The organism is Agrococcus sp. Marseille-P2731 (assembly GCF_900117395.1).
In the GTDB taxonomy this organism is placed as follows: domain Bacteria; phylum Actinomycetota; class Actinomycetes; order Actinomycetales; family Microbacteriaceae; genus Agrococcus.
On sequence record NZ_FPEG01000003.1, the window covers coordinates 781,691 to 797,373 of the forward strand.

Sequence of the window (15,683 nt, forward strand, 5' to 3'; positions counted from 1 at the left end):
AGCCGACGACGAGACGATGAAGGAACAGGACATGGACACCCAGGACACCGCCGCGAGCGCGTTCGACGAGATCGCCGAGGCGCCCGTCGACGCCGAGCAGGCGCGCGAGACCATCGAGGTCGAGCGAGCCGAGACCGCTGAGGCCCACGCGGAGGGCGCCGAGCAGACGGCGGCCCAGAAGCAGCAGCACCGCCACAACCACCTGGTGCAAGCGATCAACTGGAACCGCATCGAGGACGACAAGGACCTCGAGGTCTGGAACCGGCTCGTGAACAACTTCTGGCTGCCCGAGAAGGTGCCGCTGTCGAACGACGTCCAGTCGTGGGGCACGCTGACGGAGGACGAGAAGCTCCTCACGATGCGCGTCTTCACGGGCCTGACGCTGCTCGACACGATCCAGGGCACCGTCGGCGCCGTGTCGCTCATCCCCGACGCGATCACGCCGCACGAGGAGGCCGTCTACACGAACATCGCGTTCATGGAGTCGGTGCACGCCAAGTCCTACTCCTCGATCTTCTCGACGCTCGCGTCGACGAAGGAGATCGATGAGGCCTTCCGCTGGTCGCAGGAGAACCCCTACCTGCAGCGCAAGGCAGAGATCATCATCGACTACTACGAGGGCGATGACCCGCTGAAGCGCAAGATCGCCTCGACGCTGCTCGAGTCGTTCCTGTTCTACTCGGGCTTCTACCTCCCGATGCACTGGTCGAGCCGCGCGAAGCTGACGAACACGGCAGACCTGATCCGCCTCATCATCCGCGACGAGGCCGTGCACGGCTACTACATCGGCTACAAGTTCCAGAAGGCCTTCGAGCAGCTGCCCGCTGACCGCCAGGCCGAGATCAAGGACTACACGTACTCGCTGCTCTACGAGCTCTACGAGAACGAGTCGAAGTACACGGCCGACCTCTACGACAGCGTCGGCCTCACGGAGGACGTCAAGAAGTTCCTCCACTACAACGCCAACAAGGCGCTCATGAACCTCGGCTTCGAGCCGCTGTTCCCCCAGACCGTGACCGACGTATCGCCGGCGATCCTCTCGGCCCTGTCGCCGAACGCCGACGAGAACCACGACTTCTTCTCGGGCTCGGGCTCCTCCTACGTCATCGGCAAGGCCGAGGCGACCGAGGACGACGACTGGGACTTCTAGTCCGGAAGCTCGAAGCGGCCTCGCACCATCGCGGTGCGGGGCCGCTTCGCTGCATGATGCGGCCGTGCGAGCGGTGCGGCTGCGAGACGATGGATGGATGCGCACCAGAGCTCGACGCCTCGCCGGCGGCATCCTGCTGATCATGACGGCGCAGTACTTCGTCGCCGAGCTCGTCACCGCCGCAGCCTGGACCCGCGTCCCCTACAGCTTCGTCGCCAACTACATCTCTGACCTCGGCGTGCCCGAGTGCGAGACGCTCCCCGAGCGCATCGTGTGCTCACCCGCCCACGCGGTCATGAACACCGGCTTCGTGCTCCAGGGCGTGCTGCTCGTCGGAGCGACCTGGCTGCTGGCGCGCGAGCTGCCTCGCGGATGGCGCTGGATCGTCGGCATCCTCGGCCACGTCTTCGCCGTCGGGACGGCGATCGTCGGGCTCTTCCCCGGCTCGATCGCCGAGGAGCTCGGCGGCGACCCGGCGCGCAGCGCCATGCACGGCCTCGGAGCGCTGCTGGCGATCGGCGGCGGCGCGCTGCTCGTGACCGCGACGTCGATCGCGCTCGTGGCTGCGGGGCGGTGGCGCGTCGGCGCCATCATCGGCGCGCTGGCCGCCGCCGACTGGCTCGGCATCGTGCTGTTCCTCCAGCAGGACGCCGCGACGATCGGTGCGACCGAGCGGCTCGCGGTCTGGCCCACCACGATCGCCTTCGTCGTGCTCGGCGTCTCGACGCTCGTGCTCCGCTCGCGCGACGAGTCCGTGGCCTGAGCGATCAGCCCCCGAGGATGTCGTGGGGGTCGGTGATGCGCACCTCTCGACGATCGGCGCGCATCCGCTCGACCGCCTCGAGCAGGAGCCGGCGGCCGACGTCGGTCGCCGAGGCGACGCGCGAGAGGTCGAGCACGAAGGACTCGCCGTCAGGCACCTCCTCGAGCTCCCGCAGCGCCACCTCGACGGCCGCGAAGTGCATCGTGCCCTGCAGCTGCACCTCGCGCAGGCCGTCGCCGTCCGCATCCGGCTCGACCACGCCGTAGAGCACGTGCGACGCCACCTCTGGCGCGTGCATGAGGTGCAGGCCGAGGTCTGCCGACAGTGCCTCGAAGGCGCGCACGCCGCGCACGCTGTTGCCGATCTCGTCGAGCCGGGGCGAGAAGGCTCCGATGCCGGCCTGGCCCGGCAGCGCCCCGAGCACCCCGCCCGAGACGCCGCTCTTCGCCGGGATCCCGACCGTGCTCATCCACTGGCCGGAGGCGTCGTACATGCCGCAGGTCGCCATGACGCTCAGCACCTGCGTGCAGACCCACGTCGGCACCACCTGCTCGCCGGTCACCGGGTTGCGACCGCCCGCCGCGAGCGTCATCGCCATGACGGCGAGGTCGCGCACGTCGACCAGCAGCGAGCACTGCCGGATGTAGCCCTCCACCGCGTGGTGCGGCTCGCCGTCGAGCTTCTCCCGCGCGTGCACGAGATAGGCGAGCGCGAGGTTCCTGCTCGCCTCCGACTGCTCGGAGGCGAAGACCTCCTCGTCGACGTCGAGCTTCCGACCCGCGAAGGCCGAGAGCCCCTGCTGCACGCGCTTGTCGCGCTGCTTGCGGCTGATGCCCTCGTGGCCGATGAGGGCATGCGTCGTGATGGCGCCGATGTTGATCATCGGGTTGCGGGGTCTGCCGCTCTGCTCGAGCGAGATCTCGTTGAAGGAGTCGCCCGAGGGCTCGACGCCGACGTGCTCGAGCACGGTGTCGCGTCCGCGGTCCGCGAGCGCGAGCGCGTAGGCGAAGGGCTTCGAGATCGACTGGATCGAGAAGCGGTGCTCGGCGTCGCCCGTGCCGTAGACGGTGCCGTCGATCGTGCAGAGCCCGATGCCGAAGCGATCCGGATCGGCCTTCGCGAGCTCGGGGATCGTGCTGAGCACCTCACCGCCGTCGTCATCGGCGCATCGCTCGCGCAGCTCGTCCAGCAGGTCGGGGATCGGGTTGCGCATGGGGCGAGGCTAGCGAGCGGCGCTGATGGTGGACCGGTGGGGCCCGGCGCTGCGCCGCTCAGTCGTCGAGCACGCCGTCCGGATCGTCGACGCGCACCGCGTGGCCGTCGCGCTCCAGCCGCCGCACGCCCTCGCGCAGCATCAGCCTGCCCACCGCGTTCGCAGAGCTCACGCGCGAGAGGTCGAGCACGATCGGCTCGTCGCCCTCGGGGATCCGCTCCAGCTCGCGGAGCGCGACCTCGGCCGCCGCGAAGTGCATGACGCCCTGCAGCTTCACCTCGCGCATCCGATCGCCGTCGTCGTCAGGGTCGACCACGCCGTAGAGCACGTGCGAGGCGACCTCCGGGGTCTGCATCAGGTGCAGGCCCATGTCGCTCGACAGCCGCTCGCAGGCGCGAACGCCGCGCACGCTGTTGCCGAAGCGATCGAGGCGCGGCGAGAAGGTGCCGATGCCCACCTGCCCGGGCAGCGAGGCGAGCACGCCGCCCGAGACGCCGCTCTTCGCCGGCATGCCGACGTGGCTCATCCAGTCGCCGGCCGCGTCGTACATGCCGCAGGTCGCCATCACGCTCAGCACCTGCCGGCACACCCACGCCGGCACCACCTGCTCGCCGGTGACGGGGTTTCGGCCGCCCGCCGCGAGCGTCATCGCCATCACCGCCAGGTCGCGCACGTCGACGACGAGCGAGCACTGTGCCGTGTAGCCATCGACGGCATCGCCCGGCGCGTCCTCGAGCTTGCCGCGAGCCCGCACGAGGTACGCGAGCGCCATGTTGCGGTCGGAGGTGGCGCGCTCGGAGGCGTAGACCTGCTGGTCGACCTCGAGCTGCCGGCCCGCGAAGGCCGAGAGCCCCTCGATCACGCGGGCCGTGCTCTCCTCGGCCGTCGCATCCGGCGGCCCGGTCAGCGCATGGGTGGTGATCGCGCCGATGTTGATCATGGGGTTGCGCGGCCGGCCGTTGTCCTCGAGCGAGATCTCGTTGAACGCGTCGCCCGAGGGCTCGACGCCCACGTGCTCGAGCACGGCCTCGAGCCCGCGATCCGCGAGCGCCAGCGCGTAGGCGAAGGGCTTCGACATCGACTGGATGGTGAAGCGATGCTCGGCGTCGCCCGCCGCGTAGACGGTGCCGTCGATCGTGCAGAGCGCGACCGCGAAGCGATCGGGATCGACGGCTGCGAGCTCGGGGATGTACGTCGCGACCTCGCCCTCGTCGCCGTCGTCGATGCAGGAGCGGAGGACCGCCCCGAGGTAGTCGGTCACGGGTGAGCGCATGCGCCGAGGCTATCGACCGGCCAGCGCTGGCCGGCTGACCGCCCACAGCCGTCGGCGCCGCTGTGCACGGCGCGGGGCGCGCGTCAGCCCCGCGTGGTTGCATCGGATGCGTGCAGTCACCCGAGCAAGCAGCGTCGCGCGCCGCCGCCGCCCGCCGCGAGTCGCGCGCGACCGCCGCGGCCTGGGCAGCGTTCGGCGTGGGCCTCGCGCTCGGCCTCATCGTCCTCGCCGGCGCCCCGCGCCCCATCAGCGGTGACTTCGGATCCCCGACCGTCACGCATCCGGCCGCCGGCATCGCCGCGATCGTCGCCGCGAGCGCCTTCGTGCTGAGCACCCTCCTGCACCGCCGCCGCGAGACCGCGCCGATGCCCAGCTGGCAGCGCGCCGTCTCGCACGCCTCCACGGCCGCCCTCACGCTCGCCCTCGCAGCGGTCAGCGCCATCGGCGTCCTCACCGGCGGTGAGATCCTCGCACTCGGGCTGCAGGGGCTCGAGGCGCCCGCGATCGGTGGCGCGCTGCTCACCGGCATCGCGAGCGCCGCGGCCGGTTGGCTGGCGTTCCAGGCGGGCGTCGAGCTGCGCACGCACGACCTCGCCGCCCTGCTGTTCTGCTACCTCACCATCGGGGTGGTCTTCGCCATGATCACTGCCGCAGACCCGCGCTGGTGGGAGCGGCACTTCTCCGACCTCGGCACCGGCGAGGGCGGCTGGGCGTTCAACGGCACCGTCATCGTCGCCGGCCTGCTGGTCGCGACCATCGGCTCCTACCTCGGCCGCGACCTGCACCGCTGGCTCGGCGACGCCGCGCTCGGCCGCATCGCGGCGGTGGTGGTGCTGTTCGCCCTCACCGGGGCGTGCCTCGCAGCCGTCGGCCTGCTGCCGGTCACCGACGCCCGACTGGCGCACAATGTCGCAGCCTTCGGCACCCTCGGCCTGTTCGGCGTGACGGCTGTCGTCGTGACGCTCGTCATGCCCGGGCCGCCGCGCGCGATGCTCCTCACCACCGTGGCCGCCGTCGTCGCGCTCGTGGTCGCCCTGCTGCTGTGGCGACCATTCGACGTCTACAGCGCCGCCGGGCTCGAGGCGGTCGCGGTCGGCATCCTCTTCGTCTGGATGACCGCGCTCGTGCGCACCGTGGCCGCTGGCGCGCCCGACGGATCCCGCCCCTCGGCGCAGCCGTCGCTGCTGCGAGGCGCGAACGTGGTTCGATCAGCAGCATGACCGATCTCGTCACCCGGATCCGCGATGCGATCGATGCGCTCGCGCACCCCTCGGGCGGCGAGGGAAGCAGCGCCCGCGCACGCCTCGAGCTGCGCGCCGTGCTCAGCGCCGGCGCGACCGGTGCCATCGCCCTCGTGATCGCGCTCGTCGTCCTCCGCGGCGACACGCACCCCCTCGCCGGCGACGACTCGGTCGCCAGGGTCGCCGCTTTCACCACGGGCGGTGCAGCAGCCGCGTCATTCGCGCTCGCCCAGCTGCACTCCACGCACCGGCTGCCGACGCTGACCGAGCACCTGCAGCGCACCACGCGTGCCTGCGCGATGCTCGCGATCGCGCTCGTCACCTTCGGGCTCGGCTACCTGGCCGCTTACTCCGCCGGCGAGGTGTTCCAGGCCGGCTTCGTCGGGCTCGAGCTCGACGCCCTCGGCGGAGCGCTCGCCTGCGCCATCGCCGCTGGCGCGGCGGCCTACCTCGCCCATCCGCTGGGCGACGACATCTCGACGCGCACCCTCGGCATCCTCATGCCCACCTTCCTGGTGGTGGGGGTGCTCTTCTCGATGCTCACCGCATCCAACGAGGAGTGGTGGGAGGTGCACTTCTCAGAGCTGGGCGCCGACGGCGGCATCTCGGGCTTCGCCTTCAACATGACGCTCGGGCTCTCGGGGGTGCTCGTCGCGACGTTGGGCGGCTGCGTGCGCGCCGACCTCGATCGCATCACCGGGCGCGGCGAGCGGGGCGGCGCGGAGTGGGTCGGTCGACTGCTCGCGCTGATCGGTGCGTGCATGGTGCTCACGGGCATCGTGCGCGTCGACATCGCGCAGTGGCTCCACATCGGCTTCGCCGCCAGCATGGTCGTGATCTTCCTCGTGCTGTGCGTCGGGCTGCCTCGTCGCGCTCGTGCTCTGGGTGCCCCTCGGCTACTACAACTTCACGGGCTTCGAGTTCGCGGCCTGCGGCATCATCTTCATCTGGCTCATCGTCTTCGTGCGCGCGCTCGACGCCGCGACCGCCGATCGCGACGCGAGCGATGCGGCCGCATCTGCTCGCGACGGTGCGTCGAGGTCGACATCACAGGCGCGAGGCGGCAAGGTGGTCGCATGACGACTCACGATGCCGAGCCGGAAGAGGTCACGACCCCTTCGGACACCCCTGAGGGCAGCGAGACGCCCGAGGAGGCGCAGCGGCGCAAGTTCCGCGAGGCGCTCGACAAGAAGAAGCTCGGCCACCACGGCCAGGGCATGGCCGGGCAGACGAACGTGCAGGGCGCGCACACCGGCCCCGCCGTGCAGAAGCGCGTGCACCGCCGCAAGAGCGGCTGACGCACCGAGTCGAGGACCGAACGCGGGCAGCGGGCGATCCGTCCTCTGCTCGGTGCGGATCGCCGATCCGTCCTCTGCTCGGTGCGGATCGCCGATCCATCCTGATCACGGCGCGGATCGCCGAGTCGCGCTCGCTCGCGACGGCCAGTGCGCTCCTGCAGGCAGGGGCCGTGCGGGCGGTCCTCAGTCGGTCGCGGCGAGGTGCGCCAGCTGCGCCGCCATGGACGCGCGCGCAGCGAAGCGGATCTCGTCGTCGACGTCGGCGTAGACCCGGTCCGTGATGGCGTCGAGGTCGGCGTCCTCGGCACTCGTGCCGAGCTCGGCGACCGCGTCGCGCACCTCTGCCAGGCGCTGCTTGCGGTGCTCGCGGTACTCGCGCGCGGCCTCCGCGATCGAGGCTCGCGGGTCGCCGTGGCCGGGCAGCACCTCGAGATCGCCGAGCGCCTCGAGCTTGTCGAGCGTCGCGAGGAACGCGCTCACCGAGCCGTCGGGGTGCATGATCACCGTGGAGCCGCGGCCGAGGACCGTGTCGCCCGTGAGCACCGCCTGACCGGGCACCACGATCGAGATCGAGTCGGAGGTGTGCCCGGGGGTGGCGAGGATCTGCAGCTCGACGTCGTCGACCGGGATCCACTCGCCGTCGACGAGGGGCTCGCCCCGCAGGCAGTGGTCGGGATCGAAGGCGCGCAGCTCTGCGCCTGTCGAGCGCGCGAGCTCGCTCGCCCCCTCGCTGTGATCCGCGTGCCCGTGCGTGATGAGGATCAGCCGCGGGCGCAGCGCCACGAGCGGCTCGAGGTGCTCGGGGTCGGCGGGCCCCGGATCAACGACCACCTGGCCGCCGAGCACGTAGGTGTTCGTGCCGTCGAGGGTCATGAGGCCAGGGTTTGGCGCGAGGATGCGCTGGATGTCGACCATGGCAACGACCCTACGCGCGCCGGGCGTCTCGCGCGCTGGGCGCGGCGCGCTCGGATGTGGGCGGCCTCTGGTGCGATGGGGTCATGGATCCGCTCATCGTCGTCGTCGCCCTCCTCGCGGTCGTGCTGGCGGGCGGGCTCGGCGCGTGGCTCGGCATGCGGGCCGGTGCCGCGCGCGCGAGCGGCGCGCTCGAGGCGACGCGCAGCCGGCTCGAGATGCTCGAGCACGAGCGCGAGCGGGAGCGCGACATGGCCGACCGCCGGCATGCAGCGCAGCTCGAGGAGGTGCGCGATGAGGCCCAGCGCCGCGTCGCTGACGAGCGCGAGCGCGGCCGCGAGGCGATCGCCGAGCTGCAGGCCGATGCGCAGCGCCGGGCCGACGAGTTCGCGCAGCTCTCCCGCGCCGCGCTCGAGCGCAACTCCGCGGTCTTCCTCGAGCAGGCCGAGGAGCGACTGCGGCGCTCGAGCAGCGAGGGCGCGGCAGAGCTCGCCAAGCGCGAGGCCGCCGTCCAGCAGCTCGTCGAGCCGCTGTCGAAGTCGCTGGAATCGGTGCGCGGCGAGGTGACGGCCGCCGAGAAGGCGCGCGCCGAGGCGAGCGCGGCCCTCGCCGAGCAGCTGCAGGCCATGCGCTCCTCCTCCGAGCAGCTCTCGCTCGAGACGCGGCAGCTCGTGAACGCCCTGCGCGCTCCGCAGGTGCGCGGGCGCTGGGGCGAGCTGCAGCTGCGCCGCGTCGTCGAGGCCGCCGGCATGCTCGAGCACGTCGACTTCACCGAGCAGGCGCACCACGTCACCGACGACGGCGCCCTGCGCCCCGACATGCTCGTGCACCTGGCCGGCGACAAGCAGATCATCGTCGATGCGAAGGTCGCCTTCAGCGGCTACCTCGAGGCGATGGAGGCACGCGACGACGCCACCCGCGACAAGCGGCTCGACGCGCACGCCAGGCACCTGCGCGACCACATCGACCAGCTCGGCTCGAAGGCCTACTGGGAGGCCGTGCCCGGCACCCCGGAGTTCGTCGTGATGTTCGTGCCGGCCGAGCCCTTCCTCAACGCCGCGCTCGAGCGCGACCCCTCGCTCTTCGAGCGGGCCTTCGATCGCAACGTGGTGCTCGCGACCCCAGCGACCCTCGTCGCGCTGCTGCGCACGGTCGGCTACACGTGGCGCCAGGAGCAGCTCGCGAGCGAGGCCCTGCAGGTGCTCGAGGTGGGCCGCGAGCTGCACAAGCGCCTCGGCACGATGGGCACGCACCTGACGACGCTCGGCACGCGGCTCAACAAGACCGTCGAGGCGTACAACGCGTTCAACGCATCCCTCGACCGCAACGTCGTCACGCAGGCGCGGCGCTTCTCGAGCCTGCAGGGGCTCGAGCCCTCGCTCGAGCGCAACGCGCCCCTCGAGGTGCTCGCGGTGCCGGCGCAGAAGGCCGACCTGCACGCGGCCAGCACGGCGGACGCGCGAAGCACGGCCCATGCGGAGGACCCGACCGAGGGCACCCGCGCCGACCGCGAGATCCGCGAGATGACGCGCGAGTTGAGCACGGGAGAGGGCGACTCGGCGATAGCGTGACCGCGTGACCGCCATTCGCACCGCCGCGACCCTCGTGCTCATGCGCGACGGCTCCGGCGCCATCGAGGTGCTGCTGCTGCAGCGGCCCGACCGCGGCTCGTTCGCCGGCGGCTGGGTGTTCCCCGGCGGCAAGGTCGAGCCCGTCGACGCGGTGTCGGACGACGCCGAGCTGACGGCTCGCAACGCCGCCGTGCGCGAGACGGCCGAGGAGACCGGGCTGATCGCCGAGCCCGAGTCGCTCGTCCCGCTCTCGCACTGGTCGCCGCCCGTGCAGCTCGACACGAAGTTCCTCACCTGGTTCTTCGTCGCCGAAGCACCCGACGGCGAGATCGTGCCGCAGCCCTCAGAGGTCGTCGACCACCTCTGGATCAGGCCGGCGGATGCGTTGAAGCGCCACGGCGCGGGCGGCCTGCGGCTCTTCCCGCCCACGTGGGTGACGCTCGACACCCTGATGGCCTACCCGACGGTCGAGAGCGCGCTCGCCGGGCTGCGGCAGCACGAGCTGCGCGTCTATGCGACGAAGCAGGACTCCGCGCGCGGCCTGGCCATCTGGGAGGGCGACGAGGGCTACGAGGCTGACGCGCCCGACACCGAGGAGGGCCCGCGCCACCGGCTGCACGTCGGCTCGCTGCCCTGGAGGTTCGAGCACCGCTGAGCGTGGCCGCTCCGGGGCGGCTTCCGCCGCCCCGGTCCACCTCATCCGAGCGCCGAGGTCGCCTGCAGCTCAGCCGCGCGCTTCCGAGGCGACTTCCAGACACCCGTGACCTTCGCGAGCAGGATGAGCGCCGCGCAGATGACGACGCACCCGACACCGACCCAGAGGTTGCCCCAGTTCGCGACGGCGACCGGGAACAGCGCGGTGAGCAGACCGCCCCCGACGAACGGGCTCGCGAACGGAGCGCGGAGGGCGAAGCCGCGGAACGCGCCGGTCTTGAGGTTCGGGTCGGCGGCACGCAGCAGCACGAGCCCGACGGACACGACGCCTGTCATCGCACCGAAGTTCACGATGCTGTTCTCCACCCAGTCCTTGGCGAAGATCCTCGGGCCGATCCAGTAGAAGATCGCGACGCTCATGGCAGCCACGATGATGAGCGAGATCAGGAGCGCCTGCCAGTTGTCGAGCAGCACGGGCAGCGAGAGCGCTGCGACCGCGGCGACCACGAGGAAGTCGAGCGCGATGCCGGTGATCGCGTTGAGCGTCGCCTTGTCGACCAGCGCGTATGCGGGAGTGCGCTTGATGATCAGGTGCACGATGAGTCCGCCGATCATCGCGAGCGGGAACAGCGGCACGCCGGTGATGACCATGTCGACGAGGATCTTCAGCCCGTAGCCGAGGAGCACGGCGACGGCGATGAGCGCGAAGTGGAACGCGAGGTTGTCGAGCGAGGCCCGGTTCAGGCGTCCCTGCGACTCGACCCGGGCCTCGGCGATCGGCAGGATGTCGGTGGTGGTCCCCTTGGCACCGCCCCCGGCGTTGAGCAGCTGCCCTCGACGAACCGCGATGTTGATCAGCACCATGCCGCCGACGATGCCGAAGACCAGGCCCGCCGTCGCAGAGCCGAGGCCGAGCGACGAGCCCTCGGCCCAGCCGAGGGCCGAGTAGGCCTCCTCCATGCCCGCCGCGGTGCCGTGACCGCCGGGCCACGAGACCTCGAAGATCGTCGAGAAGAGCGCGTTCGTGCCGAAGAGGGGCGTGAAGACCAGGAAGGTCAGCAGCGCCGGCACAGCGATCACCGCGAAGCTGCTGAAGTAGGAGTAGAAGACGTGCGGCGCAGCCTCCTTGACCGCCTCGCGCGCCTTCGGGAGGTTCTCTCCGAGCAGCATCGGAGCGAACACGATCGTGATCAGGATTCCGGCGAGCGCAGACCACGTGCCGCTCACCTCTTCCGGCACCACGCCGGTGGCGTGCGGGCCCAGGATGAGGCCGATGATGCCACCGATGAGCGCGGCGGGGATGAAGTAGCGGCGCAGGGCCGGGATGAGTGCTCGCAGCAGCACGCCCGCGAGCAGCAGCACACCGAGCAGGCTCACTGCGATCAGCAGCGAACCCAGCGCACCGGAATCGATGGCGACGAGGTCTGGCATCTTTGCCTCCTTGGTCTGGACAGGTCAGTGGAAGCGGTCGGGGCTGAACGGCGCCAGGAGCGCAGACCGCGAGTCGTGCAGCAGCATGGTCGCCAGGTGTCGCGCGACCACGGGCGCGATGGCCCACCCGTGCCCCGACCAGCCCGTGGCCACGGACAGGTTGGGGCCGCATCGGCCGATGATGGGGATCTGATCGACGGAGGCGCTCTCAGCCCTAGACACGTCGGCATCCACCACCTCGAGACCGGTGAGATACGGAAAGACCGCTTCGAGCACCGCGATGTTGCCGCGGATGCGCTCTTCGTCGGGAACGCCTCCGGCCGGCGTCGCTCGACCGCGCCATCCGCCGCTCAGCATGAGCTCATCGCCGAGCACCTTCACCGACAGCGGACGCGTCTCGTGGCCTGTGAGCATCGGGATCTGGGGAGCGACCAAGCTGCGCAGGCGAAGCGCCTGCGGGTAGACGGACCAGAGCGGGAGCTCCTGACCCGCGGCGGCGAGCACGAGATCGCGCACGCCGGTGTTGTTGGCCAGGAGGACCTCCCTCCCGACTCGGATGCGCTCGCCCTGCGCCGTGATGACCGCTCGGACGCGCCCTGCAGCGTCGACCTCGAGGTCGGCGACGTGCGTCTGCTCGACCACCTGGACGCCGAGGCGGCGCGCTGCCTGCGCGTACGCCTCCGTCGTCTTCGCGTGCGAGGCGACACCATCGGTCTGCACGAAGCTCGCCCCCTGGACAGCCGGAGAGATGCCCGGATACTCGCGCTCGACGCGACGCCGATCCCAGACCTCAGCGACTACACCGAGGCCGCGGTGCGCCTTCGCGTAGACCTCGGCCGCGTCCAGGCCCTTGAAGCCGGTGCTGGCGGGGCCGTCGATGAGGTAGACGCCACCCGTGCGGCGGTACCCGGTCGGGGCTCCGAGCTCCTCGTGCAGCGTGGGCCAGAGGGAGTTCGCCTCAGCCATCAGCGGCAGCTCGCGAAGATCGCGTCGGTTGGCGCGCACCCCGCGCTCTCCGAAGCCGCCGGACGCGCCGCTCGCGACGACCCCCGCCTCGAGCACCGTGACCGATGCTGCGCCGCCGAGCGCGAGGTGGTACGCCGTTGCCAGGCCGTGCACTCCGCCGCCGACGATGACGAACTCCGCGTCCATGTACTTCTCCTGTCACTCGCACATTGCCTGTACCGTAGACTTTCCTCCAGTCAGTGTCAATTCTGGAAGATTTCCTTCAGCGAGAGGATGGTCGCATGTGGCCCCAGACACGCCCCAGCCTCACCCGCCTCGAGCAGGCCGTGGCGCTCTTCGCGCTGGAGCGCCCGCTGCAGTTCGCGACGGCGAGCGGCTCAGAGATCGCGCAGCACACCGGTACGAGCGAGGCGACCGTCGCGCGGACCGCGCAGAAGCTCGGCTTCGACAACATCAAGGAGATGAAGGCGTACTGCGCGAACGAGCTGCATGATCCCGGCAACCTCCAGACCGTGCTGAGGAGCAGGCTCGACGCGGTGTCCGTGACCGACGAAGATGATCCGAGCGCTAGTGCGGCGGCCGCGATGGCGCCGGTGCTGCGATCCGCAGCCGCACTGACCCTCGGTGTGCACGACAGCATCGACTGGGGCGTCGCTGCTCGCGCGGTCGACGCGTGCAGCGCGGCCTCGAGCATCACCCTCTACGGGCTCGGCACAGCGTCGTTCATGGCCGGGTACGCAGATCTCGAGTTCGCGCGGATCGGCTTGCGCTCACGGGCAGTGACGGGTGGCGGACACGCGAACGCCGATGCCGCCTTCCGCACTGGCACGGATGACGCGGTGCTGATCGTCGCTCCGCGCGCGATGTTCCCCGATGTCGAGCGGTTCGCTGCGGCCGCTCTGCGGCTCACATCGCGCGTCTTCATCATCACGCAGGGCGCGGTCTCCGCCGATCTGCGCTCCGCAGGGGCGGAGGTGCTCCGCCTGCCGCCGACGCAGAGCAGTGCTGCCACCGAAGCGGCGAGCACGATGGCGCTCATCGATGCGCTCGTGGCAGAGATCGCTCGACGCCACCCGCGACGCGCGATGGAGGCCAGGCAGCGCGCGCAGGCCTACCGCAGCGAGTTCTCGCGATGACCGCAGCAGGGCCCGCATCGTCGCTGCACGTCGCGGTGGTCGGTGCCGGCTTCGTCGGCACGACCCTTGCCGACGCGCTCGTCGCGCGCGGCTGCCGCGTGACGCTCGTCGACCAGTCAGGCGACGTCGCAGGGGCGACGTCGACGACGTTCGCGTGGCTCAACAGCCATCGCAAGCGGCCCGAGTCCTATCAAGCGCTGAACCGCAGAGGCCTCGACGTCTGGCGCGGGCGCTTCGGCGATCGGCACGCAGCGCACGTCACCTGGGGCGGTCACGCGGTGATCGTCGCTCGAGCGGAGCACGTGGAGACGCTGCGGGAGCGCGTCGTTCACCTGCGCTCGCTCGGTTACCCCGCCTCGTTCGTCCCCGTTGCAGGGGCCGCCGAACGCGTACCCGGCGCCGTCTCGCCCGGCGCCATCGCCGCTGAGTTCCCGCTCGAGGGGCACTGCGATCCGGGGCCGATCCGGGCGTCGCTGCTCGCCGGGCTCGCGGCGTCGGGCGCGTGCACCGTCGTCACGGATGCGGCAGTCGCGGTCGATGGAGCGGGAGTCGCGCTCCGCTCGGGTGGGCGCGTCGATGCCGACCGCGTCGTGCTCGCAGCCGGCAACGGAAGCGAGGCGCTCGCGGCGTCGGCCGGCTTCCGGCTGCCGCTCGTCGGCCCGCAGGCGGGCGGTGCGGCATGGGGCTTCCTGGCGCGCATCGTGGTGCCTTCGCACGGCATCGACCGAGTGCTCTCGACAGACGACGTGAACATCCGGCCGGACGGCCCGGACGCGCTGGTCGCGCAGTGCCTCGACCTCGATCGCGCCGCCGGTCCGGACCACCAGCACGATCCGGAGATCGCAGCCGCGTTCGCGTCCCGCGTCATGCACCTCCTGCAGCGGGACGACGCGACCGTCGCGTCGGTGCGCGTCGGACACCGCGTAATTCCCGCCGACGGGCAGACCGTCGCTGGCCCGCTGGACGGCACGCCGGATGCGAGGACCTGGGCCGTCGTGACGCACAGCGGCATCACCCTGGCTCCCCTGCTTGCAGAGCTCATCGCAGGAGAGCTCTGCGGGGGCGAGCCGAGCCCCCTGCTCGACGGCTTCCGACCCGGGCGCTTCGCTGCCGGGGGCAGGCAGTCCGAGGGCGTGGCTCCCGCTCGACGGCCCGGCGAGCAGTGATCAGGCGCGGGTTGGCCTGCGACGCCGTGCCACCGTCTGCCCGACGGCCACGCCCGCGAGCACGACCGCGATGCCCAGCCACTGCCATCCGCTCAGCGCCTCGCTGCCGAGCGCGACGCCGAGCAGCACGCCCGTCACGGGGTTGAGCAGCCCGAGCAGCCCCACCTGGCCGGCCGTCAGGTGCCGCAGGGCGCTGAACCAGCAGACGAAGGCGAGCGCCGTCGCGATCACCGAGATGTAGGCGTAGCCCAGGACGGCCGTCGCGGGCAGCCCGCTCGGCACGCCCTCGAGGGCGAGCGCGAAGGGCAGCAGCAGGAGCCCGCCGGCCGTCAGCTGCCACGAGGAGGAGGCGACCGCATCGACCTCGCCGCTCCAGCGCTTGCCGAGCACCGAGCCGAGCGCGTACATCGCCATGCCGGTCACCGACGCCCCGACGCCCCAGCCGTCGATCGCGCCGACCGACGCGGCCATGAGGAGCACGACGCCGAGGAGCCCCATGGCGGCGCCGAGCAGCCGCCTCGCGGTGGGCCGCTCGGAGACCAGGCCCCATGCGATCAGCATCATCGCGATCGGCGACAGGCTCATCAGCATCGCCGCGATGGAGGTCGGCAGCAGCTTGGCGGCGACGTAGACGAGCACGAAGAACGCGCTGCAGTTCAGCAGGCCGAGCACGACCGACTTCCACCACCAGGAGCCGCTCGGCAGCGTGCGGCGCAGCACGAGCAGCAGCAGCCCGGCGGGGAGCGATCGCAGCATCGCAGCGGTCAGCGGCTCTTCGGCCGGCAGCCAGTGCAGGGTCACGAAGTACACCGAGCCCCACGAGAGCGGTGCGAGCGCTCCGATCAGGATCCAGCGCAGCGCGCCGGCACCCGTTTTCGTTTCCATGGAAACCACTCTAGTTTCCGTGTC

The 15,683-nt window shown here is 71.3% G+C and carries 14 protein-coding genes; 8 read left to right on the forward strand and 6 right to left on the reverse strand.

What is annotated here, in order from left to right:
* Nucleotides 1-31 precede the first annotated feature (31 nt).
* Both nrdF and BQ6202_RS11885 read left to right on the forward strand, forming a co-directional pair.
* Nucleotides 32-1,150 carry a class 1b ribonucleoside-diphosphate reductase subunit beta gene (gene nrdF / locus BQ6202_RS11880; RefSeq protein WP_083587251.1) on the forward strand — a complete coding sequence of 373 codons (1,119 nt, stop codon included), beginning with the start codon at nucleotides 32-34 and terminating at the stop codon, nucleotides 1,148-1,150.
* Between the two features lie 97 nt (nucleotides 1,151-1,247).
* The gene (locus BQ6202_RS11885) at nucleotides 1,248-1,913 is read left to right on the forward strand and encodes a DUF998 domain-containing protein (RefSeq protein WP_072314630.1); all 666 of its coding nucleotides are present in this window, start codon (nucleotides 1,248-1,250) and stop codon (nucleotides 1,911-1,913) included.
* A gap of 4 nt (nucleotides 1,914-1,917) precedes the next feature.
* Here BQ6202_RS11885 and glsA read toward each other — a convergent pair whose 3' ends face one another.
* Together glsA and BQ6202_RS11895 are read right to left on the reverse strand one after the other, a co-directional pair.
* Nucleotides 1,918-3,126, reverse strand: coding sequence for a glutaminase A (glsA, locus tag BQ6202_RS11890; RefSeq protein WP_072314631.1), 1,209 nt, complete (start codon nucleotides 3,124-3,126; stop codon nucleotides 1,918-1,920).
* A gap of 58 nt (nucleotides 3,127-3,184) precedes the next feature.
* On the reverse strand, nucleotides 3,185-4,399 hold the full coding sequence (locus tag BQ6202_RS11895) for a glutaminase (protein WP_072314632.1): 1,215 nt from the start codon (nucleotides 4,397-4,399) through the stop codon (nucleotides 3,185-3,187).
* 110 nt (nucleotides 4,400-4,509) lie between these two features.
* Here BQ6202_RS11895 and BQ6202_RS11900 point away from each other — a divergent pair, with 110 nt between their 5' ends.
* Both BQ6202_RS11900 and BQ6202_RS11905 read left to right on the forward strand, forming a co-directional pair.
* Entirely contained in the window at nucleotides 4,510-5,619 is a 1,110-nt protein-coding gene (locus BQ6202_RS11900; RefSeq protein ID WP_083587252.1) for a DUF998 domain-containing protein, read from the forward strand.
* Nucleotides 5,616-6,938: a DUF5302 family protein gene (locus BQ6202_RS11905; protein ID WP_072314633.1), complete on the forward strand. Its 1,323-nt coding sequence runs from the start codon at nucleotides 5,616-5,618 to the stop codon at nucleotides 6,936-6,938. Before BQ6202_RS11900 ends, BQ6202_RS11905 begins: the two co-directional genes overlap by 4 nt.
* 183 nt (nucleotides 6,939-7,121) lie before the next feature.
* Here the strand turns inward: BQ6202_RS11905 and BQ6202_RS11910 are convergent, their stop codons facing one another.
* Nucleotides 7,122-7,853: an MBL fold metallo-hydrolase gene (locus BQ6202_RS11910; protein WP_072314634.1), complete on the reverse strand. Its 732-nt coding sequence runs from the start codon at nucleotides 7,851-7,853 to the stop codon at nucleotides 7,122-7,124.
* An 83-nt stretch (nucleotides 7,854-7,936) separates the two neighbouring features.
* Between BQ6202_RS11910 and rmuC the strand changes: the two genes are divergently transcribed.
* Nucleotides 7,937-9,421, forward strand: coding sequence for a DNA recombination protein RmuC (rmuC, locus tag BQ6202_RS11915; protein ID WP_072314635.1), 1,485 nt, complete (start codon nucleotides 7,937-7,939; stop codon nucleotides 9,419-9,421).
* Nucleotides 9,422-9,425: 4 nt separating this feature from the next.
* On the forward strand, nucleotides 9,426-10,076 hold the full coding sequence (locus BQ6202_RS11920) for an NUDIX hydrolase (RefSeq protein WP_072314636.1): 651 nt from the start codon (nucleotides 9,426-9,428) through the stop codon (nucleotides 10,074-10,076).
* Nucleotides 10,077-10,117: 41 nt separating this feature from the next.
* On the opposite strand, the gene BQ6202_RS11925 is transcribed toward BQ6202_RS11920, so the two are convergent.
* Together BQ6202_RS11925 and BQ6202_RS11930 are read right to left on the reverse strand one after the other, a co-directional pair.
* Nucleotides 10,118-11,506, reverse strand: a complete 1,389-nt coding sequence (locus tag BQ6202_RS11925) for a sodium/glutamate symporter (protein ID WP_072314637.1) — start codon at nucleotides 11,504-11,506, stop codon at nucleotides 10,118-10,120.
* A gap of 24 nt (nucleotides 11,507-11,530) precedes the next feature.
* Nucleotides 11,531-12,658: an NAD(P)/FAD-dependent oxidoreductase gene (locus tag BQ6202_RS11930; RefSeq protein ID WP_072314638.1), complete on the reverse strand. Its 1,128-nt coding sequence runs from the start codon at nucleotides 12,656-12,658 to the stop codon at nucleotides 11,531-11,533.
* A gap of 95 nt (nucleotides 12,659-12,753) precedes the next feature.
* Between BQ6202_RS11930 and BQ6202_RS11935 the strand changes: the two genes are divergently transcribed.
* Nucleotides 12,754-13,608 carry a MurR/RpiR family transcriptional regulator gene (locus BQ6202_RS11935; RefSeq protein ID WP_072314639.1) on the forward strand — a complete coding sequence of 285 codons (855 nt, stop codon included), beginning with the start codon at nucleotides 12,754-12,756 and terminating at the stop codon, nucleotides 13,606-13,608.
* A complete protein-coding gene (locus tag BQ6202_RS11940) occupies nucleotides 13,605-14,774 on the forward strand; it encodes an NAD(P)/FAD-dependent oxidoreductase (protein ID WP_083587253.1) in 1,170 nt (389 codons plus the stop codon). Before BQ6202_RS11935 ends, BQ6202_RS11940 begins: the two co-directional genes overlap by 4 nt.
* On the opposite strand, the gene BQ6202_RS11945 is transcribed toward BQ6202_RS11940, so the two are convergent.
* Nucleotides 14,775-15,659, reverse strand: a complete 885-nt coding sequence (locus BQ6202_RS11945; RefSeq protein ID WP_072314640.1) for an EamA family transporter — start codon at nucleotides 15,657-15,659, stop codon at nucleotides 14,775-14,777.
* Nucleotides 15,660-15,683 lie beyond the last annotated feature (24 nt).